Source organism: Rhodoblastus acidophilus, from assembly GCF_025961575.1.
Classification (GTDB): Bacteria; Pseudomonadota; Alphaproteobacteria; order Rhizobiales; family Beijerinckiaceae; genus Rhodoblastus; species Rhodoblastus acidophilus_C.
On the sequence record NZ_JAOQNX010000016.1, the window covers coordinates 48206 to 71541 of the forward strand.

24 protein-coding genes and 1 other RNA gene are annotated in these 23336 nt (G+C 65.4%); 15 read left to right on the forward strand and 10 right to left on the reverse strand.

Going from position 1 to position 23336, the window contains the following annotated elements:
• Positions 1 to 308 precede the first annotated feature (308 nt).
• Complete coding sequence (locus tag M2320_RS12640) at positions 309 to 788, forward strand: DUF992 domain-containing protein (RefSeq protein WP_184426983.1); 480 nt, start codon at positions 309 to 311, stop codon at positions 786 to 788.
• Here the strand turns inward: M2320_RS12640 and M2320_RS23385 are convergent.
• Complete coding sequence (locus M2320_RS23385) at positions 707 to 967, reverse strand: ribose-phosphate pyrophosphokinase-like domain-containing protein (RefSeq protein ID WP_425540680.1); 261 nt, start codon at positions 965 to 967, stop codon at positions 707 to 709. The genes M2320_RS12640 and M2320_RS23385 overlap by 82 nt on opposite strands.
• On the opposite strand from M2320_RS23385, the gene M2320_RS12645 reads away from it, so the two are divergent.
• The 5 genes from M2320_RS12645 (at position 855) to M2320_RS12665 (ending at position 8560) form a co-directional block, all read left to right on the forward strand.
• Complete coding sequence (locus M2320_RS12645; protein ID WP_184426982.1) at positions 855 to 2060, forward strand: patatin-like phospholipase family protein; 1206 nt, start codon at positions 855 to 857, stop codon at positions 2058 to 2060. The two genes, M2320_RS23385 and M2320_RS12645, sit on opposite strands and share 113 nt — an antisense overlap.
• Positions 2061 to 2183: 123 nt before the next feature.
• Positions 2184 to 3602, forward strand: a complete 1419-nt coding sequence (thrC, locus tag M2320_RS12650) for a threonine synthase (protein ID WP_264597587.1) — start codon at positions 2184 to 2186, stop codon at positions 3600 to 3602.
• Positions 3592 to 4854 (forward strand): M16 family metallopeptidase, encoded by a 1263-nt coding sequence (locus M2320_RS12655; RefSeq protein ID WP_264597588.1) that lies wholly within the window; start codon positions 3592 to 3594, stop codon positions 4852 to 4854. The genes thrC and M2320_RS12655 overlap by 11 nt, the downstream gene beginning before the upstream one ends.
• A 32-nt stretch (positions 4855 to 4886) precedes the next feature.
• Entirely contained in the window at positions 4887 to 5501 is a 615-nt protein-coding gene (locus M2320_RS12660) for a GNAT family N-acetyltransferase (protein ID WP_425540681.1), read from the forward strand.
• Positions 5502 to 5674: 173 nt separating this feature from the next.
• A complete protein-coding gene (locus tag M2320_RS12665) occupies positions 5675 to 8560 on the forward strand; it encodes an EAL domain-containing protein (RefSeq protein WP_425540682.1) in 2886 nt (961 codons plus the stop codon).
• A gap of 37 nt (positions 8561 to 8597) precedes the next feature.
• Here M2320_RS12665 and M2320_RS12670 read toward each other — a convergent pair whose 3' ends face one another.
• On the reverse strand, positions 8598 to 9233 hold the full coding sequence (locus M2320_RS12670) for a YqgE/AlgH family protein (RefSeq protein ID WP_425540683.1): 636 nt from the start codon (positions 9231 to 9233) through the stop codon (positions 8598 to 8600).
• Between the two features lie 93 nt (positions 9234 to 9326).
• On the opposite strand from M2320_RS12670, the gene M2320_RS12675 reads away from it, so the two are divergent.
• The 3 genes from M2320_RS12675 to M2320_RS12685 all read left to right on the forward strand — a co-directional run bounded on the left by M2320_RS12675 (position 9327) and on the right by M2320_RS12685 (position 11209).
• Positions 9327 to 10115: a protein-disulfide reductase DsbD domain-containing protein gene (locus M2320_RS12675; RefSeq protein WP_264597590.1), complete on the forward strand. Its 789-nt coding sequence runs from the start codon at positions 9327 to 9329 to the stop codon at positions 10113 to 10115.
• On the forward strand, positions 10112 to 10858 hold the full coding sequence (locus M2320_RS12680; protein ID WP_264597591.1) for a 16S rRNA (uracil(1498)-N(3))-methyltransferase: 747 nt from the start codon (positions 10112 to 10114) through the stop codon (positions 10856 to 10858). Before M2320_RS12675 ends, M2320_RS12680 begins: the two co-directional genes overlap by 4 nt.
• A 90-nt stretch (positions 10859 to 10948) precedes the next feature.
• On the forward strand, positions 10949 to 11209 hold the full coding sequence (locus tag M2320_RS12685) for a hypothetical protein (RefSeq protein ID WP_264597592.1): 261 nt from the start codon (positions 10949 to 10951) through the stop codon (positions 11207 to 11209).
• Here the strand turns inward: M2320_RS12685 and M2320_RS12690 are convergent.
• From M2320_RS12690 to M2320_RS12700, 3 genes are all read right to left on the reverse strand, one after another.
• Positions 11203 to 12585, reverse strand: a complete 1383-nt coding sequence (locus tag M2320_RS12690) for a glutamate--cysteine ligase (RefSeq protein ID WP_264597593.1) — start codon at positions 12583 to 12585, stop codon at positions 11203 to 11205. The genes M2320_RS12685 and M2320_RS12690 overlap by 7 nt on opposite strands.
• A 172-nt stretch (positions 12586 to 12757) precedes the next feature.
• Entirely contained in the window at positions 12758 to 13246 is a 489-nt protein-coding gene (locus M2320_RS12695) for a hypothetical protein (protein ID WP_264597594.1), read from the reverse strand.
• 114 nt (positions 13247 to 13360) lie between these two features.
• Positions 13361 to 15214, reverse strand: a complete 1854-nt coding sequence (locus M2320_RS12700; RefSeq protein WP_264597595.1) for a monovalent cation:proton antiporter-2 (CPA2) family protein — start codon at positions 15212 to 15214, stop codon at positions 13361 to 13363.
• Between the two features lie 151 nt (positions 15215 to 15365).
• On the opposite strand from M2320_RS12700, the gene ispH reads away from it, so the two are divergent.
• The 5 genes from ispH to M2320_RS12725 all read left to right on the forward strand — a co-directional run bounded on the left by ispH (position 15366) and on the right by M2320_RS12725 (position 19679).
• On the forward strand, positions 15366 to 16325 hold the full coding sequence (gene ispH / locus M2320_RS12705) for a 4-hydroxy-3-methylbut-2-enyl diphosphate reductase (RefSeq protein ID WP_184426972.1): 960 nt from the start codon (positions 15366 to 15368) through the stop codon (positions 16323 to 16325).
• A gap of 54 nt (positions 16326 to 16379) precedes the next feature.
• The gene (locus M2320_RS12710; protein WP_264597596.1) at positions 16380 to 17207 is read left to right on the forward strand and encodes a tRNA nucleotidyltransferase; all 828 of its coding nucleotides are present in this window, start codon (positions 16380 to 16382) and stop codon (positions 17205 to 17207) included.
• A 148-nt stretch (positions 17208 to 17355) separates the two neighbouring features.
• Positions 17356 to 18384: a nicotinate-nucleotide--dimethylbenzimidazole phosphoribosyltransferase gene (cobT, locus tag M2320_RS12715; RefSeq protein WP_264597597.1), complete on the forward strand. Its 1029-nt coding sequence runs from the start codon at positions 17356 to 17358 to the stop codon at positions 18382 to 18384.
• 181 nt (positions 18385 to 18565) lie between these two features.
• Positions 18566 to 19309: a methyltransferase family protein gene (locus M2320_RS12720; RefSeq protein WP_264597598.1), complete on the forward strand. Its 744-nt coding sequence runs from the start codon at positions 18566 to 18568 to the stop codon at positions 19307 to 19309.
• A gap of 160 nt (positions 19310 to 19469) precedes the next feature.
• The gene (locus M2320_RS12725) at positions 19470 to 19679 is read left to right on the forward strand and encodes a hypothetical protein (protein ID WP_264597599.1); all 210 of its coding nucleotides are present in this window, start codon (positions 19470 to 19472) and stop codon (positions 19677 to 19679) included.
• A gap of 39 nt (positions 19680 to 19718) precedes the next feature.
• Here M2320_RS12725 and M2320_RS12730 read toward each other — a convergent pair whose 3' ends face one another.
• From M2320_RS12730 to M2320_RS12740, 3 genes are all read right to left on the reverse strand, one after another.
• Positions 19719 to 20465, reverse strand: coding sequence for a YebC/PmpR family DNA-binding transcriptional regulator (locus M2320_RS12730; RefSeq protein WP_264597600.1), 747 nt, complete (start codon positions 20463 to 20465; stop codon positions 19719 to 19721).
• A 129-nt stretch (positions 20466 to 20594) separates the two neighbouring features.
• Positions 20595 to 21407: a TIGR00282 family metallophosphoesterase gene (locus M2320_RS12735; protein ID WP_264597601.1), complete on the reverse strand. Its 813-nt coding sequence runs from the start codon at positions 21405 to 21407 to the stop codon at positions 20595 to 20597.
• Complete coding sequence (locus M2320_RS12740) at positions 21380 to 22060, reverse strand: 5-formyltetrahydrofolate cyclo-ligase (protein WP_264597602.1); 681 nt, start codon at positions 22058 to 22060, stop codon at positions 21380 to 21382. The genes M2320_RS12735 and M2320_RS12740 overlap by 28 nt, the downstream gene beginning before the upstream one ends.
• Here M2320_RS12740 and M2320_RS12745 point away from each other — a divergent pair.
• Entirely contained in the window at positions 22037 to 22207 is a 171-nt protein-coding gene (locus tag M2320_RS12745) for a hypothetical protein (protein WP_264597603.1), read from the forward strand. The two genes, M2320_RS12740 and M2320_RS12745, sit on opposite strands and share 24 nt — an antisense overlap.
• Before the next feature lie 60 nt (positions 22208 to 22267).
• Here M2320_RS12745 and ssrS read toward each other — a convergent pair.
• Both ssrS and M2320_RS12755 read right to left on the reverse strand, forming a co-directional pair.
• Positions 22268 to 22415, reverse strand: a non-coding RNA gene (gene ssrS, locus M2320_RS12750) — 6S RNA.
• A gap of 108 nt (positions 22416 to 22523) precedes the next feature.
• Positions 22524 to 23255 (reverse strand): class I SAM-dependent methyltransferase, encoded by a 732-nt coding sequence (locus tag M2320_RS12755; protein ID WP_264597604.1) that lies wholly within the window; start codon positions 23253 to 23255, stop codon positions 22524 to 22526.
• Positions 23256 to 23336 lie beyond the last annotated feature (81 nt).

Here is a 23336-nt window from a genome sequence, read left to right on the forward strand (position 1 = left end):
CCTTCAGGCCGGACAGGCCTATCAAACGGACAAAACCTGTCAAGTTTTCAGCTTTCGCCGGACCCTCGGGCCGGATGGGACGGAGTCAGGGCCGCAGAGCGCAGTTCGCCCCCATCTCGGCGCATCGACGGCCGACTTTACTAAGCTGCGACAGCGGTTGCGAACATTGTTTCAGCAACGCCCTCGCCCTTGCCGGACCTTACTCTTTTGGTGTACTCACGGTGAATGGGCGGAATGGGCCTGCAAGCCTCCCGTCGCTTCTATTTTTTAACTTCGATGAGCTATAAATCCGCTTGGAGACCAAGATGATGGCGAAGAAGCTTTTTGTTTCGTCCGTGGCGCTCGCCTGCATCTGCGGCGCGCTTCCGGCGGCGGCGCAGCAGCCGACCACGGTCGTCGGCGCCCTGTCCTGCGACGTCTCGGCCGGCGTCGGCATCATCCTCACGCAAAAACAGACGCTGCGCTGCGTGTTCAAGCCCGCGAACGGCGGCCCCGGCGAGGTCTATACCGGACGCATCGACGAATATGGCGTGGCGCTCGGCGGCGTCGCCGCGGGACATCTGATCTGGGCCGTGCTGGCGCCGAACAAAGGCTTGCCGCACGGCGCGCTCGCAGGAACCTATGGCGGCGTCGGCGCCGAAGCGACCGCCGGAATCGGCCTCGGCGCGAATGTCCTGGTTGGCGGAACCGGCCGGGCCTTCTCGCTTCAACCGATTTCGCTCGAAGGACAGATCGGCGTCAATGTCGCCGCCGGCATCACCACCGTCACTCTGGTCGCGGCGCCCTGACGCAAGGCTGCGGCGGCAAGAAGTTCGGCCGCAGATCGGCGGCGAGGAGCGCAAAGGCTGTTCAGGATGAAGAGATCGTGGCCTTCTAAGCCTTTGCTCGTGCTGTTCGCCCTGGCGCTGGCGGGCTGCGCCTCGCTCGAGCGCAAGGCGGCGGTTCCGCCCGATCTCCGTCGCCACACGAGCGTCTACGGCATCGACAACGCCCGCTTCTTCCCGGACCAGCCGGGGCCGATGATCGAAGAACAGCGACGCGCGCTGATCCGCGAGAGCCGAGCGCTCGGCGTCGCCCCCGGCGGCGAGCTGCCCAAAGCCTATCTGCTGTCGCTGTCCGGCGGCGGCGACGGCGGCGCCTTTGGCGCGGGCGTGATGGTCGGCTGGACGGCGCATGGCGACCGTCCGCAATTCAAGCTCGTCACCGGCGTGAGCACCGGCGCCCTGATCGCGCCCTTCGCCTTCCTCGGCTCCGACTATGACGCGCAGCTCACCGACGTCTACACCAACACCGGGCCGGAGCAGATTTTCACCCGGCGGTTCATCGTCACCGCGGCGCTCACCGAGGACGCCTTGTCCGACACTGCGCCGCTGTTTGCGACCATCTCCAAATATGTGAACGAGAGCATGATGGCGCGGATCGCCGAGGAATATGGCAAGGGCCGTATCCTGCTGATCCAGACCACCGATCTCGACGCGGGCTATCCCGTGGTCTGGAACATCGGCGCCATCGCCGCCTCCGGCCGGCCGGAAGCCCTGAACCTGATCCGCCGCATCATGCTGGCTTCCGCTTCGATCCCCGCAGCCTTCCCGCCGGTGATGTTCAACGTCGAGGCGGGCGGCGAGGCCTGGCAGGAAATGCATGTCGACGGCGGCGCCTCGAGCCAGGCCTTCCTGGTGCCGCCCTCGCTCGACCCGCGCATCGCGCAGGCCCAGGCCGGCCACCGCCCCCGCCAGATCGCCGCCTATGTCATCCGCAATTCGAAACTGAGCACCGAGTGGAGCGATGTGGAGCGACAGACCCTGTCGGTCGGCGGCAAGGCGGTCTCCACCCTGATCAATTTCAGCGGCATCAGCGATTTCTATCGCATTTACATGGAGACGCGCCGCAGCAACGCCAGCTTCAATCTCGCCTATATCGGCGCCGACTTCCATGCGGAGCACAAGGAAGAGTTCGACACCGCTTACATGCGGGCGCTGTTCAGCTACGGCCACGACAAGGCGGTCAAGGGCTATTCCTGGCTGCACGCGCCGCCGGGGTTCGCCGCCGCGACGCGCTGAACGGGCGGGTTTTAGGAAACTTTCGCGGTGAGCGGCCCAGAATTTCCGTTGGGCGGCGTCCGGGCGGGCATGACAGCGGCCCTGCAAGGGGCTAAAAGGCCCAAAACCCAGCGGAACCGACCCTTGACCTATCTCTCCACGCGCGGACAGGCGCCCCACAAAACCTTTACCGAAGCCCTGCTCGCCGGCCTCGCCCCCGATGGCGGCCTCTATGTCCCCGAAAAAATGCCCAGCCTGTCGACCGACGCGCTGCGCGGTTTCGCCGGCGCATCTTATGTGGATGTGGCGCACGCGGTGATTTCGCCCTTCCTCGACGGCGTGCTGTCCCCGGCGGAATTCCGCGCCATGCTGGAAGGCGCCTACAAAACGTTTCGCCACAAGGCGGTGACGCCGCTGGCGCAGATCGACGACAATCTGTTCGTGCTGGAGCTGTTCCACGGCCCGACGCTGGCGTTCAAGGACGTCGCCATGCAGCTGCTCGGCCGCCTGATGGACAAGGCCTTGAAGGCGCAGGGGCGTCGCGCCACCATCGTCGGCGCCACGTCCGGCGACACCGGCGCGGCCGCCATCGAGGCGTTCCGGGGCCTCGACCAGGTCGACGTGTTCATCCTCTATCCGCATGGCCGCGTCTCCGACGTGCAGCGCAAGCAGATGACCACGGTGGCGGATTCGAACATCCACGCCATCGCTTTGGAAGGCACGTTTGATGACGCCCAGGCGATCCTGAAGGCGTTTTTCCGCAACGCGCCGCTGCGTGAGGAGCTGGGCCTTTCCGGCGTCAACTCCATCAATTTCGCCCGCGTCGTCGCGCAGATGGTCTATTATTTCACCGCCGCCACCGTGCTGGGCGGGCCGTCTCGAAAAATTTCGTTCACGGTGCCGACGGGCAATTTCGGCGACATCCTCGCCGGCTACATGGCCCAGCAAATGGGGCTGCCGATCGAAAAGCTCGTGGTCGCCACCAATTCCAACGACATTTTGGCCCGCGCGCTGGAAACCGGACGCTACGAGGTGCGCGGCGTCCACGCCACCTCGTCGCCGTCCATGGACATCCAGGTGTCCTCCAATTTCGAGCGGCTGCTGTTCGACGCCGTCGGCCGCGACGCCGCGGTGATTCGCGGCTTGATGGCGAGTCTGGAGCAATCCGGCGCGTTTGACATTCCCGCCCCGGCGCTGGCGGCCATCCGCGAAAAATTCGCCGCGGGCTCCGCGAACGAAGCCGACACGGCGGCGGAAATCGCCCGCACCTACCGGGAATGCGAATATATCCTCGACCCCCACACGGCGGTCGCGGTCAATGTCGCCCGCAAACATCTTTCGAGAGACCCCAAAACCCCGATGGTGGCGCTCGGCACCGCCCACCCCGCCAAATTCCCCGACGCGGTCAAGGCGGCCATCGACGTTTCGGCGCCGCTGCCGGCGCATCTCGCCGACCTGTTCGATCGCAAGGAAAAATTCGACGTCCTGCCGAACGACGCCGCCGCCATCGCCGCGTTTATCAAATCCCGCGCCCGCGCCGTGACGCTCAAACATGGCGGTTGAGTCGACCAGACTTTCCAGCGGCCTGCGCGTCGTCACCGACGCCATGCCGGGCCTCGAGACCGCGTCGCTCGGCGTCTATTTCGCCGCCGGCTCCCGTCACGAGAGCGCGGCGGAGCATGGCCTGTCGCATCTGCTCGAGCATATGGCGTTCAAGGGCTCGGCGCGCCGCGACGCCCGCGCCATCGCCGAGGCCATCGAAAATGTCGGCGGCGACCTGAACGCCGCCACCTCGGTCGAAAACACCGCCTATTACGCAAAGGTGTTGCGCGAGGACTGCGGTCTGGCGATGGAGGTGCTGGCCGACATCCTCACGCAGAGCCTGTTCGACCCGCAGGAGCTGGAGCGGGAAAAGCAGGTGATCCTGCAGGAAATCGCGGCCTTGCAGGACTCGCCGGAAGATCTGGTGTTCGACCTGTTCAACGCCGCCGCCTTTCCGGACCAGCCGGTCGGCCGCCCGATCCTGGGAACGTCGCAGGGCGTCAAAGGGTTTTCGCGCGGCGCGATCAAGACTTATCTCGACCGGCACTATACCGCGCAGAATTGCGTGATCGCCGCCGCAGGGGCGGTCGATCACGCCGCGATCTGCGCGCAGGCCGAAACCCTGTTCAAGGACCTGCCGGGTCACGACCCCGCCGCGCTCGCGCCGGCGCGCTATCTCGGCGGCGAAACGCTGGTTTCCAAACGCTTGGAACAGACGCAAATCGTCATCGGTTTCGCCGGCCTGTCCTATTCCGACCCTGGCAATTATGCGGCGCATATTTTCGCCAATGCGGTCGGCGGCGGCATGGCCTCGCCGCTGTTCCAGGAGGTGCGGGAAAAGCGCGGCCTCGCCTATGGCGTCTCCGCCTTCCACTGGTCCTTCCTCGACGCCGGCCTGTTCGGCTTCGAGGCGGGCGCCCAGGCGAGCGACGTGCGCGAACTGATTGCGGTCGGCGTCGACGTGCTGGCCCAGGCCTCGCAAAATCTCGACGAAACCGACATGGCCCGCGCCAAGGCGCAGACCAAGGTGGCGCTTTTGACCGCGCTGGAAAGTTCGTCATCCCGCGCGGAACAGATCGCGCGGCAGACGATGATTTTCGACCGCGTCCTCGGACAGGGCGAGGTCATCGCGAAAATCGACGCGCTGACCCTCGAAGATGTGCGCAAAGCCGGCGCCGCCCTGTTGCGCACGCCGCCGACGGTCGCCATTTTGGGCGCCGTCAAGAAAGCCGTATCCGCGGCCGACATAGCCGCGCGGCTCGCGGGGGTGTAAACTCCTACGGTTCGCGCCCCAGCGAAAAACCTTTGTCGCCGCCCGCCATGAGTTTCTTCTCGCTCACCCGCAAAAGACCCGCCGAGCAGATCATCGCCGGCGAGGGCGTTTATTTGCGCCCCGCGCTGCAGCGAGATTTCGAACAATGGCGCGCGCTGCGGGCGGACAGCCGGGCGTTCCTGAAACCCTGGGAGCCCCGCTGGCCCGCAGACGATCTCAGCCGCGCCGGCTATCGGCGCCGCCTGCTGCGTCAGGACCGCGACCGCCAGGACGACCAGGCCTACGCCTTCCTGCTGTTTCGCGAACACGACAATGCGCTGCTGGGCGGCCTGACGCTCGGCAATGTGCGGCGCGGCGTCGCTCAGTGCGGCACGCTCGGCTATTGGATGGGCGAGCCCTTCGCCGGCCAGGGCTATATGTCCAAGGGGGTCCGGGCGGCCCTGCGCCACGCCTTCGTCGATCTGCGGCTGCACAGGGTGGAGGCCGCCTGCGCCCCGCACAACGAGCGCTCCCGCCGCCTGCTGGAGCGACTCGGCTTCCAGCATGAAGGGTTCGCCCGCGCCTATCTGCTGATCGACGGCGCCTGGCAGGACCATCTGCTGTTCGGGCTGCTCGAAAGCGAGTTTCTCGGCGCCGCCGACTCCTGAAATCCACTAAAAATGCATTGAAACCTCATGCAGATGCGCCGCGCCTCTGGACGCGGGGCCTCGCCGCTTCTATGGCTAGGCAGACACACATTCGACACGAACAAGGCGCAGGCGTTCCGCCTTGTCGCCCAACGGCTAAACCTCTCCGCGGTAAACTCTCTGCTCAAGGTCACGTGCGCCCGTTTCGTCTTGTTCTCCCGCTTCTCCTGTCGATTTTCACATGGCTGGCCATCGGGCTTCCGGCTGGAGCGGTGGAATCCGTCCGCGTGCCGCCAGACGCCTCGGCGATCGACCTGACCCGCTGGGTCGAAACCTATTCCAACCAGGGCGACCGCATCCAGGTCTCGACCGCGCCGGGCTCGGACGGCATCGTGCGCCGCATCGAGGTCCATGCGCGCGAACAGGGCGCGCATCCCTCCTGGATCGTGTTCGCGCTGACCAACGACACTGACGAGCAGATGGAGCGTCTGGTCGTCGCGCCGCATTTCCGCATGGTGAATTCCGGCGTGATCTGGCCCGACCTCGGCTCCGAGCGCATCACGGAAATCACCGCCTCCCAGGGCGAAGCGCCGGAAAAGCAGGACATCGCCGACGCCGACGTGTTCAAGCTGACGCTCGACCCCGGCGCCACCGTCACTTATGTCGCCGAGCTGAAGACGCCGAAACTGCCGCAGCTCTATCTGTGGGAGCCCGAGGCCTACAAGGACAAGACCACCAGCCTCACGCTCTACAAGGGCATCGTCATCGGCATCGCCGGGCTACTCGCTTTGTTCCTCACCATCGTCTTCGTCGTCAAGGGCGCGGTGATTTTTCCGGCGGCGGCGGCGCTGGCCTGGGCGGTGCTGGCCTATGTCAGCATCGACTTCGGTTTCTGGTCCAAAATCTTCGGCACCGAAGCCAATGCCGACCGCATCTGGCGCGCCGGCGCCGAAACCGTGCTCGCGGCGACGCTGGTGGTCTTCCTGTTCGCCTATCTCAATCTCAGCCGATGGCACGTCCGCGCCTCGCAGCTCGCCGTGGTCTGGATCGTCTTCCTGCTGGCGCTGGCCGGGCTCGCCGTCTATGACGCGCCGGTCGCCTCGGGCGTCGCGCGCATTTCGCTGGCGACCATCGCCGGCGTCGGCTTCATCCTCATCGTCTATCTCGCCACCCATGGCATCGAGCGCGCGGTGATGCTGATCCCCACCTGGCTGCTGCTGATGGTCTGGGTGGCGGCGGCCGGCTTCACCGTCAACGGCTCGATCAACAACGATCTCGCCTCCCCCGCTTTGCTTGGCGGTCTGGTGCTTCTGGTGATGCTGATTGGGTTCACCATCATGCAGAGCGCCTTCGCCACCGGGGGCGTCGCCCATGGCGCGATCACCGATGTCGAGCGCAAAGCGCTCGCCCTGACCGGCGCCAATGAGATCATCTTCGACTGGGACGTGATTTCCGACCAGATCTATGTCAGCCCCGAGATCGAGGAGCATCTGGGGCTTTCGCGCGGCGCCCTGGAGGGACCGGCCTCCTCCTGGATCAACATCCTGCATCCCCAGGAGCGCGATCGCTACCGCGCCTGCCTCGACACGGTGATTGAGCAGCGCCGCGGCCGCATCGCCCAGGATTTCCGGCTCCACGCCGCCGATGGCCATTATTTCTGGTTCCGGCTGCGCGCCCGCCCCGTGGTCGGCCCGGATGGGCAGGTGGTGCGACTGGTGGGCACGCTCGCCGATGTCACCGACCAGAAGAACGCGCTGGAGCGGTTGCTGCACGACGCCGTGCACGACAATCTGACCGGCCTGCCCAACCGCGAAATCTTTTTCGACCGTCTCGACATGTCGCTGACGCTCGCCGAGACGCACGAGGCACACCGCCCCACGGTGATCTGCATCGACATCGACCGGTTCAAGCGGATCAATGATTCGGTCGGAGTGTCCGCCGGCGATTCGATTCTGCTGACGGTGGCGCGACGCCTGGGCCGCATCCTGCAGCCGCGCGACACGCTGGCGCGCATCTCCAACGACCTGTTCGCCATCATTCTGGTGTCGCAGGACCAGACCGAGGCCATCGTCGCCCTCGCCGACCGCATCCGCCGCACGCTCTCGACGCCCGTCACCTTCGCCAATAGGGAAATCGGCCTCAGCGTCTCCATCGGCATCGCGCTTTACGATCCGCAATGGCATCCCAAGCGCGAGGACATGCTCAAGGACGCCGAAATCGCCATGCGCTACGCCAAGCGCGACGGCGGCGGCCGCATCGAAGTGTTCCGCCCCTCGATGCGCTCGCAGACGTCGAACCAGCAGGCGCTGGAGAGCGAATTGCGCCGCGCCCTCGACCGCGACGAAATCAAGCTTTTGTTCCTGCCGGTGGTGCGTCTGCAGGACCGCACCGTCGCCGGGTTCGAAACCCTTTTGCGCTGGCAGCACCCGCGCATCGGCAAGATCGAGCAGGGCGACTTTTTGCCGCTCGCCGACGACACCGGGCTCAGCATCGACCTCAGCCTGTTCGTGCTGCAGCGCGCGGCCCGCGAACTCGCCGCCTGGCAGAAGGCTTTGGTGGTCGACCCGCCGATCTTCGTCACCGTCAATGTTTCGTCACGCCAGCTGCTGCGCAACGATCTCGTCACCGACGTGAAAAATGTGCTGACCCGCGCGCATCTCGCCCCAGGCTCGTTCCGCCTGGAAATGAGCGAAACCCTGGCGATGGAAAATCCTGAGTTCACCTCGCAGCTTCTGGGACGGCTGAAGGACGTCGGCGCGGGCCTGTCGCTGGACGATTTCGGCTCCGGCTATTCCTCGCTCGCCTATCTGCAGCGCTTCCCCTTCGATTCCATCAAGATCGACCGCGCCTTCGTGCGCCAGGAGGGGAACGGCGACCGCGCCGCCATGCTGCGCTCGATCGTGTCGCTCGCCCATGATTTCGGCATGGAGGTGATCGCGGAGGGCGCCGAGAACGAATCCGACGTGATCGAACTCTCGCAGATCGGCTGCGAATATGCACAAGGTTTTGCGTTCGGCCAGCCGCTGACCACGTCGGACGCGCGCAAGCTGGTGGGCGCGGCGGCCGAGCCGGTGGCGTGACGCGCGAAGGTGGCCCCGCAGCGGCCGGATGAGCGATTCAGGCGTGCCCGGCCTGCTCCGACAAAAACCCTAAGTCCACCCCTATGGCGTGGAGGGCCCGCTCATATTTGGTCTCATGATCCTGATCGAACAGAAGCTCGGGATCGGCCGGGCAGACCATCCAGCTGTTCGCGAGAATCTCGCTCTCCAATTGCCCCGCGGACCAGCCGGCATAGCCCAGCGCCAGCACCGCCTGGCGCGGCCCTTCGTTCATCGCCATGGCGCGCAAAATGTCCAGCGTCGCCGTCAGATGGACGTCACGGTCGATGGCCAGCGTCGACTCGCCGCCGTCATAATCGGCGGAGTGGAGGACGAAGCCGCGGGTGGTTTCCACCGGACCGCCGTTGAGCACCCGCATCACTTCGAGATGGGGGCTGAGCTTGGCGTGGCCGGGGGCGTCGACCACCTTGAGCTGCAACAACAGCTCCGGCAGACTGACGCCGGGCGACGGATGGTTCAGGATCAAGCCCATCGCGCCCTCTTCCGAGTGCGCGCAAATATAGACCACGGCGCGGGCGAAGAATTGGTCCTGCAGCGCCGGCATGGCCACCAGGCATTGCCCATCCAGGAATTTTTTGCCAATCGTACCGGTCACGTCATGCTTCCCATCGAGCGGCGCGCGGTGAGGACGCAAACTTTTGCACAAAGCCGCGGACTCCCTTCCGAATGCCGCCGAATTGCGATCCGGAACGTTTGGGTCCACTGCATCCCAAGGATATGCTAAAGGATGGACGCGCAAAGAAAACCCCCAGCCATTCTTTTTGTTCTCATAATTTGTGCGGTCGCGCTGCTCGCGCCCGCGCCGCAGGCCGGCGCGCTTGAATGGCCCGGTTCGGCGGCGGAGGCGCAACTGATCGACGGCGGGGTGATCGGCGACGCCCGCTATGCCGGACTGCGCATCCGGCTGCGCGGCGACGCCCTGACCTATTGGCGCGATCCCGGCGAGGCCGGCGTGGCGCCCATGTTCGATTTCGCCGCGTCAAAAAATCTCGGCGAGGCGGAAGCTCTGTTTCCGCAGCCCATGCGCTACGATGAGGGCGGCGCCCAGGCCTTCGGCTACAAGCGCGAGGTGATTTTTCCCTTGCGCCTCAGCGCCAAGGACCCGAACAAACCGATCGCGCTCGACGTGGCCCTGGACTATTCCGTCTGTGACAAACTCTGCTATCCCCTGCACGCCTCGTTGAGCCTGAAACTGCCGCCCCGCGCGGAAGCCTCGCCGGAGGTCGCCGCGGCGCTGGCGCAGGTTCCGCGCAAACTGGAGGGCGAGGAAGCCGGCGCCTTCGCCACGCTCTCCCGCGCGCCAGACAACAAGCGCTGGCTTCTCCGCCTGGCCGCGCCGGCGCGCGATCTGCTCGTGGAATCGCCCGCCGGCTTCTTTGTCGAGAGCCGCCGCGACGGCGACAATTTTGTGCTTGATGTCACCGGGCATCCCGCGGACCGGACGGTTCCGCGCGGGCCCCTGCGGCTGACCGCGACCGGGGACAATCCGGTCGAATTTTCCCTGAGCCTGAAATGACCCGTCTTGACTTCACCTCGCAGCGCCTGTTCGTCGACGCCCCCTTGAACGAAGGCGCGCGCGTCGAGCTCAGCCGCGAGCAGAGCAATTACCTGTTCAATGTGCTGCGTCTGGGCGAGGGCGCGCGCCTTCTCGTCTTCAACGGCCGCGACGGCGAATGGCGCGCCACCGCCCATCCGGCGAAGAAGACGGCGGCGCTGACCGTGGAGACCCGCACCCGCGAACAGGTTTTGTCGCCCGACATCGACTATCTGTTCGCGCCGCTCAAACACGCCCGGCTCGACTATATGGCGCAGAAGGCGGTGGAAATGGGGGCGCGGCGGCTGCGTCCGGTGCTGACGCGCCGCACCCAGGCGAGCCGTATCAATCTCGAGCGTCTGCGCGCCAACGCCATCGAGGCGGCGGAACAATGCGGCATCATTGCCGTAGCGGAGGTTTGCGCCGAGGAAAAGCTCGAGCGCGCCCTGGACCTTTGGCCCAAGGACCGGCTGCTGATCTTTTGCGACGAGGCGGCGGAGATCGCCGACCCGCTTGCGGCCTTGCGCCAGGCGGGCGCAGGTTTCGAAAAATTCGCGGTGCTGATCGGCCCCGAAGGCGGCTTTGACGACACCGAGCGCGCGCGGCTGCGCGACATGGCGCCGGTCGCCCCGATCTCGCTGGGTCCGCGGGTGCTGCGGGCGGATACGGCGGCGGTGGCGGCCCTCACCCTGGTTCAGGCGGTCCTGGGCGACCTGTGCGGCTGAAACCGGCGCGAGGCTTGCGTCCCGGCGGACGCGACATGATGTCGCCACTTTGTTGCGGTGAAACATAAGCATGAAACGGAGCCTGTCCGCATGATCGCAGTCCAGCGCCGCCTCCTGCTCGCCTGCGCCCTTCTCTGCCCCAGCCTCGGGGCGCCCGCTTTCGCCCAGGAACATGGCCGCATGCGGCTCGAAGCGCGTCCGGGATTGGCCTATGACGCGCGCAGCCTGTTCGCCGCGCCCCTGCCGCCCGCGCCCAGCGCCAATCCGCAGCCCATGCCGCACGCGGTCAACGCCTATGCGCCGGAACAGCATGTGCGGCTGAAGCAGATGAATTTCACCGGCAATCAGTAAACGCAGTCGACGAAAACGCGCTTGATGTCGCCGCGCCAGTCGCTCTTATAAAGCGCGAGCCGCTTGCTCGCGAGGTTTTCGCCCGAAGCCGCGATTTCCTCCAGAGGCGCCAGATAGATCGCCTCGCTGCGGCCGGCCTCATCGAGACGGCCACGCCGTTCCAGCCCTTCCCGGATCATCGGCAGAATTTTGCGCGCGAGATCGAGCAGGCTGACACCCGCCGCCTTCGCCGCCAGACCCTCGCGCGGAACGCTCAAACGCACGGCGGAGCGGTCCTCGTCGGTCCAATGCTTGACCAGATCCCAGGCGGCGGCGCTGGCCTGCGCGTCATAGAACAGGCCGGCGCAGAAGGCGGTGAGGGCGAGAATATGGCTCTTCGGCCCGACATCGGCGCCGCGCATCTCGATATAGCGCTTCAGCCGCACCTCGGGGAAAATGGTCGAGAGGTGATTGGCCCAGTCGGAGATGGTCGCGCGCTCGCCCGGCAGAGCCGCCAGCTTGCCCGCGAGCAAGTCGCGGAACGAGGCGCCGGCGACATCGTGATAAATGTCGCCGCGCTTGACGAAATAGAGCGGCACGTCCAGCGCGTAATCGACATAGGCCTCAAACCCCATGCCCGGCTGGAAGGCGAAGGGCAGCATGCCCGTCCGGGCCGCATCGGTGTCGGTCCAAATCTGCGAGCGCATCGACAGAAAACCGTTGGGCTTGCCGTCGGTGAAGGGGGAGTTGGCGAACAAAGCCGTGATCAGCGGCTGCAGGCTCAGGCCCAGCCGCAGTTTTTCCACCATATCGGCTTCGGAGGCGAAATCGATGTTGGTTTGCACCGTCGAGGTGCGGAACATCATGTCGAGGCCGAGCGAACCGACCTTGGGCATGTAGCGCGCCATAATGTCGTAGCGCTGCTTGGGCATGACCGGCGTCTCGGCGCGCCGCCAGACCGGGCTCATGCCGAGATCGAGAAAGCCGATGCCGCAGCTTTCGGCCGCCGGCGCCAAAGCGGCGAAATGCGCGTCGAGTTCGGCGGCGGTTTCGTGGGTGTTGTCGAAGGGCGCGCCGGAGAGTTCGAACTGGCCGCCGGGCTCGAGCGAAATGGCGCCGCCGCCGACCGGATCGAACAGGCCGATCAACACCCCCTCGTCCTCGATCGGCTCCCAGCCCTGCGCGGCGCGCAAGGACTCGAGCAGCGAACCGATGCCGCAGGCGCAATCGCCCCGTCCGCCATAGGGCACGGGGCGGTCGTCGATCTGGAAGAACGGGATTTTTTCGTGCTCAGTGCCGACGCGGAACGGGCCGTTGGGCTTGCTGCCCGCCTCGAACCAGCCCACCAGTTCGTCGCGCGACGAGATCACGTGTTCATCAATGACGTCGCGGGCCATGAAACTCTTTCGACACGATTAGGGCAGAGCGAGGCGGCGGCGCTCGCTCCAGACGCGCGCAAAGGCGCCGGCAAGCGCCGACGCCCTTGCGCCATGGCCCTTAGATAAAGCGTGGCCGCGATTTGCGCAATCTTGCGGACCGCGCAACCCGCCCCATGCGGCCGAAGCCGTCTTATTTCTTTTTCAGGAGCGCCTTGCCGATCCAGTCGAACAGCGGATTGATCACGCTGCTCACCGCGGCGCCGAGACCGGGCGACAGCGCCGCACGCGCGGCGGCAGGCGCAGCAGCGGCAGGCGCAGCAGCGGCGGCCGGAGCGGGAGCAGGCTTGGGCGCCTCGGCGACGGGCGCCGGAGCGACGGGCGCGACCGCCACGGGCTCAAATGGCTGCGCGGGAGATTCCGGCGCGATGGCCGAGACGGCGGTGTCGACGCCGCGCGCCGCCAGTTCGGCGAAGGCCGTAGCGAAGCCCTTCAGCTTCTCGGCGTCGACTTCGATCTCGGCCGAAACCTTGGCGATCAGGTCTTCGGCGTCATGGGCGAGGGTCGGACCCAGCGACTCGATCGCCGCTTTCGCCTTTTCGAGAGAAAGACCGAATTGCTCGGCGAGTTCGCCGATTTTGCCGCCGTGGGCGGATTCAACAGGGGAAGGTGAGTCAACCATTTGCGTCTCTCGCCGTAGAAGCGGACGTCCGATCTTGAACGCGCGGAAAAATATTAACACAAAATTAAGACTTGACGAGCTTTCGCACGGTAAACGCGGAATTGCGGCGTTTTGTCACACGCCGCCGCTCTCGACAATATCTTGACTCTCCTTGGTCAGGCCACGGGATTTGCCGGCGGGCTTGACCAAAGGTTCCGGCGAAAAACGCGGCCGATCCGGGGGCAGGTACGGCGGCGCGGGACCGCCGGCCTGCTGGATGGCGAGGCGGTCGAGGTCGCGGCTTCGCGCCGCCTCAACGCCTTCGCGAGCGCGCTCGGAATCGCCGGTCAATTCGCACAAAGCCGCTCCGCCAAAGGCGAAGGCGGATTCCAGGGTGTCGCGCAGCTGGAAATCGACGCCGCGCTCGAGCAGGTCGATGGCGTGAATGCGGTCGTAGGCGCGCGCGAAAATTTTGGCGACCGGGAAATGTTCGCGGCACAGGTCGACAATGGCGTTGGCGGTCTGGCGGTCGCCGACGCAGACGGCGATGATCTTGGCCTCGCCGGCGCCGGCGGCGCGCAGCACGTCGAGCCGGCAGCCGTCGCCATAATAGACCTTGAAACCGAATTTGCCGGCGTTGCGGATGCGCTCGACGGAGGTGTCGATCACGGTGACGTCGATGCGCTCGGCGAGCAGCGGCTGCACGGCGATCTGGCCGAAACGCCCGAACCCGACCACCAGGATCTTGCCGCGCCGCGCCTTGGGAATGACCGGCGGCGGCGCCTCGGGCGCGTCCGCCGACGCCGGCTCCGGCGAAAAGCGGGCGACGAGCATATCGGTGATCTTGGCGAGGAAGGGACCGGCGACCATGGCGATGGCGGCAAGCGCCGAGAGCAGGCTGGAATCGGCGCCGGGGATGAGCGCGGTCTGCGCCGCGAGCGGAAAGATGGCGAAGGAGAATTCGCCCGCGGGCGTCAACACGCCCGCTGCGCTCAAAGCCTCGCGGTTCGAAAAGCCGTTGAAGCGGAACAAACCGAACATGATCGCCGTCTTCACCGCAAGCAGCGCCGCCGAGGCGCCGGCGAGCCAGCCGATATGCTCGACCACCAGTTTCTGGTCCACGGACATGCCCACGGACATGAAGAACAGACCCATCAGCAGCCCGCGGAACGGCTCGATATCGGCTTCGAGCTGGTGGCGGAAATTGGACTCGGACAGCAGGATGCCGGCCAAGAAGGCGCCGAGCGCCATGGACATGCCGACGGACTGCATCAGGACGGCGGCGCCGAGCACGATGAGCAGGGCGCTCGCGGTGAGGATTTCGCGCGCCCCCGCGCGCGCCAGCAGCCGGAACAGCGGGTTGAGCGCCCAGTGACCCGCCAGGATGACGAAGGCGAGCGCCGCGAAGGCTTTCGACAGATCGATCAGCGCGTCATGCATGGCGCCGGTGAGCGAGGAGCCGCCGCCGAAAAAGGGAATGGCGGCGAGCAGCGGCGCCACCGCAATGTCCTGGGCGAGCAGCACGGAAAAGGCGCGACGCCCGTAGGTCGTCTGCGCGTCGCCGCGCTCGTCGAGCAATTGCATGGCGATCGCCGTGGAGGAAAAGGCCAGCGCCACGCCGGTCGCCAGCGCGCCGAACGCGCTCAGGCCGAGCAGGCTCCAGGCGGCCAGCCCGATCGGCAGGGCCGTGACGACCATCTGGCTGACGCCGAGCACCATAATGTCGCGGCGCATGGCTTTCAGTCGCGCGGGCTTCAGCGACAGGCCGATCAGGAACAGCAGCAGGACGACGCCGAGCTGCGAAATGTTCAGGATCATGCCGGGCTCCGCGACCAGAGCCAGGCCGGACGGACCGATCACCATGCCGGCGGCGAGATAGCCGATGACGGACCCCAGTCCCGCGAGCCGGAACAAAGGCGCGAAAATCACCGCGGAGGCGAGCAAAATAAGAGTCGGGACGAGAAAGGACTCGCCGGTCAGGTCATGCATGATTTTGTTTTGGGGCGCTGGTCGCGGGCGAATCGCCGCCCCTTCGACTTAGGCGCAGAAGGCGGCGAAACGGGGGCGGCTTGCATGTGTCATGCTTCTGCTTGACACTGGAGCGAAGGCTGCTGAAAAGAGAGGCAACCACGAGGACGATATGAGCCAGAAGCCGACCCTGAAAATCCTGCTGTGCGCGCCGCGCGGTTTTTGCGCGGGCGTCGTCCGGGCGATCAACACCGTCGAACACGCGCTGCGCCAGTTCGGCGCGCCGGTCTATGTGCGCCACGAGATCGTGCACAACCGCTATGTGGTTGAAGGGCTGAAGAAAAAGGGCGCGATTTTCGTCAAGGAGCTCGATGAGGTTCCCGACAGCGGCCAGCCCGTGGTGTTTTCCGCCCATGGCGTGCCGAAGACGGTGCCGAGCGAGGCCGAGCGCCGCAATCTCCTGGCGATCGACGCCACCTGCCCGTTGGTGAAAAAGGTGCATCTCGAAGCCGAACTGCACCATCGCCGCAATCTGAAGATCATTCTGGTGGGCCACAAGGGCCATCCGGAAGTGGTGGGCACCATGGGCCAATTGCCCGAGGGCTCCGTGGTCCTGGTCGAGAGCGCCGAGGATGTCGCGGCTCTGCCGTTCTCGCCAAGCGACAATCTCGCCTATGTCACCCAGACAACCTTGTCGATCGACGACATGTCGGCCGTGGTCGCCGCGCTTCAGGCGCGCTATCCCGACATTGTCGGTCCGCATCGCCAGGACATCTGCTACGCCACCACCAACCGCCAGGCGGCCGTCAAGGCCATCGCCGCCAAGGTCGACGCTTTCGTCGCGGTGGGCTCGCCGAATTCGTCGAACTCGCAACGGCTACGCGAGGTGGCTGAGCGCAGCGGCTGCCCGACCTCGCAGTTGGTCCTGCGGGCCGAAGACATCGACTGGTCGAAGCTCGAAGGCATCAAGTCGCTGGGCGTGACCGCCGGAGCCTCGGCGCCGGAGGTTCTGGTCGAGGAAATCCTCGCGGCCTTCGCCGAAAAATACGAGCTGGACATCGAAACGGTCACGACCGCCACCGAAGATGTCTCGTTCCCGCTGCCGCGCCAGCTCCGCGAAGAGGTCGCCTGACTCTGGCAAGGCGCTTGCAGGGCTCGCAGACCATGCGATCCCGGGGAGGCCGCCTTGTCGATTTTCGCGCAACTCGATCCAGGGCTTGGGCTGATCCGCCATGTCGCCTTGCTGGCGGAAGGCGCCCGGCCCGAGCCGGATGAACTCGACCTGCTGTCGCAACAGGTCGAGGCGGGTTTTCTGCTCGACATCCCGCCCGAAAGCCTCTGGCCGGAGTTTTCGCGCGCCCTGATGGGCCGCGCGCCCGGACGCATGCTGCATTATCTCGAGGAGATCGGGGCGCTGGAGCAGTTTCTGCCCGAGGTCGCCGCGCTTTATGGCGTGCCGCAACTGGCCGCCGAACCCGCCAGCGTCGACATCGGCGATCTCATTGAAACCGCGCTGGACGAGGCGGCGAAAATCTCCGCGCCCCTCGCCGTGCGCTTCGCGCTGCTGGTCAAGGATGTGGGCAAATCGGATTCGCCGCGCGAACATTGGCCCGCGCATTATCGCCACATCGAGCGCGGCGCGCCGCGCCTGCTCGCGCTCGCCGAACGCCTCGACGCGCCCCAGGACTGCCGCGACCTCGCGCTGCAGGCCCTGCACGAATGCGAGCGCGCGCAAAAAATCTCGCGGATGCGCGCGGGACCGCTCGCCATGCTGCTGGAGCGCAACGGCGCCTTCGACGCGCCGGAGCGTTTCGAGAATTTCTTGAGCGTCTGCGCCTGCGACTATCGCGCCTATCCCGGCCGCGCCGGCGCGCCCTGGCCCAAGGCGCGGCTGATCGACGCGGCGCTTCAGGCCTGTCGCGAACTCGACGCGCCGCCGCAAAACATCGAGGCGCTGCGCGAGGCGCGCGCCGCCGCGGTGGCGCTGGCGCTGGATTCCTGCGGCGAGCGATAATTCCTCGGCGATTTGCGCAGGCGCGATTTCCCCTCCGCGGAGACATGGGTCATTTTTGACATCGCGCATATTCTGGGCCGAAAACCGCGCACACTTTTCGGGAATATGCGCTAAGAGCACCGCCAGAGTTCAACTCCCTAAGGCTCCCATGTCCCACGATCATTCCAGCGAACATCCCTTCGACGCCTTCAACATTCTCATCAAGACCATGCCGGGGCCGTCGGCCCAGGCCGTCGCGGCGGTGCGCGCCCGCGACGCGCAGCTGACGAAACCGCCAGGCGCGCTCGGCCGCCTGGAAGAGATCGTCGAGCATCTCGCCGCCTGGCAGGACAAGGAAAAGCCCACAGTCGACCGCCCCACTGTGGTGGTGTTCGCCGGCAACCACGGCGTGACCAAGCAAGGGGTTTCGCCTTTCCCCGCCAGCGTCACCGAGCAGATGCTCAAAAATTTTTCGGCGGGCGGCGCGGCGGTCAACCAGATCTGCGCGACCTGGGGCGCCGGCCTCAAAGTGTTTGAACTGGCGCTGCAAATCCCCACCAAGGATTTCACCGAGGCTCCCGCGCTCGAGGAGCGCGAATGCGCCGGCACCGTCGCCTTCGGCATGGAGGCCATCGCCGGAGGCGCCGATCTGCTGGCGTTCGGCGAAATGGGCATCGGCAACACCACCGCCGCCGCCGCCATTTATCACGCGCTCTATGGCGGCAAGGCGTCGGACTGGGTCGGGCGCGGCACCGGCCTCGACGACGAGGGTTTGAAGCGCAAGGCCTCGGCGGTCGAGCGCGCCGTCGCGCTGCACAAGCCCGAGCTCACCACGCCCTGGGAAGTGCTGCGGCGCCTAGGCGGACGCGAGATCGCCGCCATGGCCGGCGGCATTCTGGCGGCGCGCATGGAGCGCATTCCCGTCCTGCTCGACGGCTATGTCGCCTGCTCCGCCGCCGCCGTCCTGCACGCCATCGACCCCACGGCGCTGGACCATTGCCTCGCCGGCCATCTGTCGCCCGAAGGCGCGCATGCCGAGGTGTTGCGCCGTTTCGGCAAAAAGCCCCTTCTCGACCTGGGCATGCGCCTGGGCGAAGGCTCGGGCGCGGCCATGGCCATGGGCATTGTGAAGGCCGCGGTCGCCTGCCACCGCGACATGGCGACTTTTGCGTCGGCCGGGGTCGACAACAAGGACTGAAAAATCCGGCGACCGCTTGCGGTCGCCGACCTCTTTTCGCCGACGCAAAATTGTCCGAAGATGCGGCGGGGATGGGAGGCGATCATGAGCCACGCGACCGCACACGCGAACGGCGAGGCCTTGTTGTTCCAACAGCCATTCGCGGCGCCGCTGTCGCAAATCCAGCGGGCCGCGACCTGAGATGTCGGACGTTCATCCCACAGCGGCGCCGAACGCCGCTCCCGCGTGGGCCATAAAAGTGCGCGCCGTCTTGAACGGCGCCGTTTTCGATTTCCCCGGCGGCCCGAAGGTGTTGAAGGCCGCCTGGGTGATCAACTTTCAGAAGGCCGGGAGTTTTCCGGTCTATCTGCTCATGCTGTGGCGTTACCAGAACGCCACCGACGCCGCCTGGATCTACGCCGCCATGCATGGCGGCTACGGCCTGGTCTGGCTGCTCAAGGCAAACGCCTTTCCGGACCCGAGCTGGGAGCCCAGGGTGACGCTCGGCGGCGCAATAAACATGTTCGCCGGGGTTTTAGCCTGGTATTGGGTCATCGGATGGCTGTTGATTTCGGCCAATACGACGCCGGCCTATCCCTTGCCGATCAATGCCTGGTTCTGCCTCTGCGTGAGCCTGTGCCTCCTCGGCTGCGCGATCATGATCGCGGCGGACGCTCAGAAATTCTTCACCTTGCGCCTCAAACCGGGGCTGATCACGGACGGCATCTTCCGTTATGTCCGCCACCCCAATTATCTCGGCGAGATCATGATCTACGGCAGTTTCGCGCTGATGGTCTGGCATTGGCTCGCCTTCGCCATCCTGGCCTGCGTCTGGCTGGTCCTGTTCGCCTCGAATATGGCGATGAAGGAGGCGAGCCTGTCCCGGCACGCGGGATGGGCGGACTACCGCAAGCGCAGCTGGTGGCTCTTCCCGGGCGTCTTCTAGAGCATTTCGAGCGAAGCGAATGCCGGTTCGGGCGAAGACAATGAGTCGAAAAAGAACGAGAGCGCGTTCGGCGAACGGGAGTTCCGAACGCGCGCTAAAAGCTTGACCCAGGCGGGGAACTTTTGCCGCCCGGCGCCGTATCTGCGAAAAGGGAATTCGCATGGAAACCAAAGCGCAGGATACAGACGCGCGGATTTGCGTGACTTTGGCGGAACCGGACCTGACGGCGCTCGACGCCTGGCGGGAAAGACAGCCTGATACGCCGGAACGGGTCGAAGCGCTGCGGCGGTTGGCGGTTCGGGCGCTGCGCGAACTCGGAAGCTCCGACACGATCGCGCTCGAAGATTTGAATGCCTCAAATGATGAATGAGCGGCGAACCGAAGCCCGCCGCACTAAAAGGAGAAAGGCTCAGCCGCCGAGTTTGGCCATCAGCGCGTCGGAAATCTCGAAATTGGCGTAGACGTTCTGCACGTCGTCATTGTCTTCGAGCGCGTTGATCAGCTTGAGGATCTTTTCGCCGGCCTCGTCGTCGACCGCAATATTGTTCTGCGGTTTCCAAACCAGTTTGGACGACGTGGGCTCACCGAATTTCGCCTCCAGCGCCTTGGTCACTTCCGCCAGACCTTCGAGGCTGGTGGTGATCTCGTGGCCGTCCTCATCGCTGGCGACATCGTCGGCGCCGGCTTCGATCGCCGCCTCCATCATCGCGTCCTCGCTCGCGGCCTTGGCGTCGTATTGGATCAGGCCGACATGGTCGAACATGAAGGAGACCGCGCCGGTTTCGGCCAAAGCGCCGCCCGCCTTAGTGAAATAGGAGCGCACTTCGCCCGCGGTGCGGTTGCGGTTGTCGGTGAGCGCCTCGATGATCACGGCGACGCCGCCCGGGGCATAGCCCTCATAGCGCACCTCGTCATAGTTTTCGGTGTCGCCGCCGGCCGCCTTCTTGATGGCGCGCTCGATATTGTCCTTGGGCATGTTTTCCGCGCGAGCCGCCAGAACGGCAAGGCGCAGGCGCGGGTTCATCGCGGGATCGGGCATGCCCATCTTCGCGGCGACGGTGATTTCGCGGGCCAGCTTGGAGAAGATCTTGGAGCGGATCGCGTCCTGCTTCCCCTTCTTGTGCATGATGTTTTTAAATTGACTATGGCCGGCCATCTTTGTCCCTGATCTCTGTGGAAAGCGCCCGGCGGAGAAACGGGCGGAAAATCGACCGCGCCTTATAAACGCGCGCGAAGAGCCTGAAAAGGCGCCCCGGTTGCGGCGCAATGACGTGCGAAGAAAAAATTAAACGTCCGGCAGCGCCTGCGCCAAAAGGCCGCCGACCCGAACGGGCTCGACGCGTTTCGCCAGACCATCCGCGCCGGTCTCGACAAACAGGCCGCACAGGGTCGCGGGGCCGTCGGCCGGCTCGAACCGCGACCCCGGCGTCTTGCGAATAAACCGCCGGATCGGCTCGTCCTTGTCCATGCCGATCACGGAATCATAGTCGCCGGTCATGCCGGCGTCGCTCTGGAACGCCGTGCCATGCGGCAGGATGCGCCAGTCCGCCGTGGGCACATGGGTGTGCGTGCCCACCGCCAGGGAGACGCGTCCGTCGACGAAATTGCCCAGCGCCTGCTTCTCGCTCGACGCCTCCGCATGAAGGTCGACGATGATGGCGTCGGCGGCCTGCCCCAGCGGGCACGCCGACAATTCCCGCTCGAGCGCGGCGAAAGGATCGTCCATGGCGTCCATGAACACGCGGCCGAGCACGCTGACCACCAGCACGCGGGCGCCGGCTTTGGTCTCGTAGAGCCACGCGCCTTTTCCCGGCGTTCCCGGCGGATAGTTGATCGGGCGCAGCACATGCGGCGCGCGCTCGATGAAGACCAGGGCTTCGCGCTGGTCGAAGGAATGGTTGCCGAGCGTGACGCAATCCACCCCGGCGTTCAGAAAGTCATGGGCGATATGTTCGGTGAGGCCAAAGCCTCCGGCGGCGTTCTCGCCATTGGCGACGACGAAATCGAGCTTGAGCTTGTTGCGCAGGACCGGAACATGTTCCGAAATCGCGTTCCGGCCAGCGCGGCCGATCACGTCGCCGATGAAGAGAAGCCGCATCTGTCTCCCATGAAATTCAGAATGTCTTTTTCGGTTACCACGAAATCGAGGGGCGCGTCGTGTTTTTCCATCGGCAGTTTTTCCGCCTGCTGCCGCGAAAAGGCGAGCCCTCCAGCCGCCAGAAATCTGTCGTCGGCCCGCAGGCGCGCGAGAGTCGCATCATAATAGCCGCCGCCAAATCCCAGCCGCCCGCCAGCGTCGTCAAAGGCGAGCAGCGGCGCCAGCAGAATTTTGGGCGTGATTTCCGCGCCCTCTGGCGCGGGCTCGCTCAGGCCGAAACGCCCGCCGACCAGCGGGTCGCCGGGACGCCACAGGCGAAACGCGAGCGGCGTGGCTTTTTCCGCGGCGCAAGGCAGCAGGGTGGGAAAACCCATTTTGACCAGGAGCGCCAGCAGGGGAGCACAATCGAGTTCGCCCGGAAGCGCGCGGTAAAGAGCAATTGGGGTTTCGGCCGGCGGCAAGCCGACTTTCTGGACGAGGCGCGAAAGAAAAGGCGAAGCCGTCTCGGCTATGGCGAGGGCCGCCGTCTGCGCATGGTCCGGCGGAATCGACGCGCGGACCTGCTTGAAGAGCGCCCGCAGCTCAGCTTTGGCGTTTCCGCGCCCCACTGGCGTCGGGCTGAGCGGGGAATGCTCCGGATCATTCCCAATCACGAGACAATCTCGAAAGAGATAAGAGTCGCCATCGTCATCCCGGCCATCCACGCGGCGCTGCAGCGCGAAGCCTCGCAGGATTTTCCCCTGCATCTCGGCGTGGATGCCCGGCAAAAGGCCGGGCATGACGTGCGTGTTGGCATTTAACCCGCAGACGTAACCGGAAACGGCGAACAGCCATGCCGCATGCGGCGAGGCGAAAAACAGTGCGGGCCACAAAAGCCGTGGGACGGATCCCGGGTACCTACAAAGTAGGTGGGCGCCGTGTATCCAAGTCCACGGACAAGGACAGGGACAGCTCCCTAGGGGATCGTAAGGCCCCGGGGAAATATCCTCACGCACCCCGCAGCGCCGCACGCATAATTTAGGGCGCCTCGGCAGTTGGCGCCATGGAAAAGTTCGCAAATTCTGCGACTCGCCGCGCACATGTCGAGCTCGCCCGACCCGGCGCGGCGCCGACGGATCACCGGCGGCGCCAGGGCAGCCGCACGCGCCAGCGGCGACGCCGGCGTGGGGGATCGGACGCCTGGGGCGCGTCGGGCGCGTCAGGCTTGACGACCAGGCTCAGGCAATCGACGTCGTCGGTCTCGCCCCAACCGAAACACCGCTGCTCCACCACCTCAAGCCCGCTCTTGATCGCGTAGTCCTTGAACAGCCCCGGAGGCATGAAGCAGCGCCAGCTCGGATTGGCCTTGTAGTCGCCGCCCGGATTTCCCGGATAATTGGAATGGTGCAGCAGGGCCATGCCGCCGGGGCGCAGGATTCGCCTGAACTCCCTGAGATAGGAATAGACGATCTCATGGTCGAAATGCACCATGGCGTCGTAGCAGAACACGGCGGTGACGGAGCCGCTGTCGATCTGGTGGAGATCGACGCCGTTGTTGACGATGAACCGGAAATTCTTGAGGCCGGCGAAACGTTTTTGGCAGAGCTCGATGTTTTCGGGGACCAGGTCGACCAAAATCTTCTGGTTCGGCCAATCCCGCATCTGCCAGCTGTGCCGGCCGCGGCCACAGGCCAGCTCCACCACCACCGAGGAATCCAGGCGGTCGAACATTTCACGGAACGGGTGCTTGCCACCTAACTCCCAAAAGATGTTCACCCATTCTTCCGCGCCCTGATAATAGTCCTCGTCGTCATTCCAGTCGCGCCTGAGAATGTCGGCTTTTTCGACAGCGGCTTTCGTCAATTCCATCAAAAAATCTCCAAACGTGAATCACTTATACAAAAAAACCCGCCGGCGAAAAACCGGCGGGCCAATGGATCAGGCGTCCAG

Bases quoted from the DNA above. Each gene is read 5' to 3' on its own strand.
- M2320_RS12640 (WP_184426983.1), top strand. From the start codon at position 309: ATGGCGAAGAAGCTTTTTGTTTCGTCCGTGGCGCTCGCCTGCATCTGC.
- M2320_RS12645 (WP_184426982.1), top strand. From the start codon at position 855: ATGAAGAGATCGTGGCCTTCTAAGCCTTTGCTCGTGCTGTTCGCCCTG.
- M2320_RS12655 (WP_264597588.1), top strand. From the start codon at position 3,592: ATGGCGGTTGAGTCGACCAGACTTTCCAGCGGCCTGCGCGTCGTCACC.
- M2320_RS12675 (WP_264597590.1), top strand. From the start codon at position 9,327: ATGGACGCGCAAAGAAAACCCCCAGCCATTCTTTTTGTTCTCATAATT.
- M2320_RS12680 (WP_264597591.1), top strand. From the start codon at position 10,112: ATGACCCGTCTTGACTTCACCTCGCAGCGCCTGTTCGTCGACGCCCCC.
- M2320_RS12685 (WP_264597592.1), top strand. From the start codon at position 10,949: ATGATCGCAGTCCAGCGCCGCCTCCTGCTCGCCTGCGCCCTTCTCTGC.
- M2320_RS12690 (WP_264597593.1), bottom strand. From the start codon at position 12,585: ATGGCCCGCGACGTCATTGATGAACACGTGATCTCGTCGCGCGACGAA.
- M2320_RS12695 (WP_264597594.1), bottom strand. From the start codon at position 13,246: ATGGTTGACTCACCTTCCCCTGTTGAATCCGCCCACGGCGGCAAAATC.
- M2320_RS12700 (WP_264597595.1), bottom strand. From the start codon at position 15,214: ATGCATGACCTGACCGGCGAGTCCTTTCTCGTCCCGACTCTTATTTTG.
- ispH (WP_184426972.1), top strand. From the start codon at position 15,366: ATGAGCCAGAAGCCGACCCTGAAAATCCTGCTGTGCGCGCCGCGCGGT.
- cobT (WP_264597597.1), top strand. From the start codon at position 17,356: ATGTCCCACGATCATTCCAGCGAACATCCCTTCGACGCCTTCAACATT.
- M2320_RS12720 (WP_264597598.1), top strand. From the start codon at position 18,566: ATGTCGGACGTTCATCCCACAGCGGCGCCGAACGCCGCTCCCGCGTGG.
- M2320_RS12725 (WP_264597599.1), top strand. From the start codon at position 19,470: ATGGAAACCAAAGCGCAGGATACAGACGCGCGGATTTGCGTGACTTTG.
- M2320_RS12730 (WP_264597600.1), bottom strand. From the start codon at position 20,465: ATGGCCGGCCATAGTCAATTTAAAAACATCATGCACAAGAAGGGGAAG.
- M2320_RS12735 (WP_264597601.1), bottom strand. From the start codon at position 21,407: ATGCGGCTTCTCTTCATCGGCGACGTGATCGGCCGCGCTGGCCGGAAC.
- M2320_RS12745 (WP_264597603.1), top strand. From the start codon at position 22,037: ATGCTCCGGATCATTCCCAATCACGAGACAATCTCGAAAGAGATAAGA.
- M2320_RS12755 (WP_264597604.1), bottom strand. From the start codon at position 23,255: ATGGAATTGACGAAAGCCGCTGTCGAAAAAGCCGACATTCTCAGGCGC.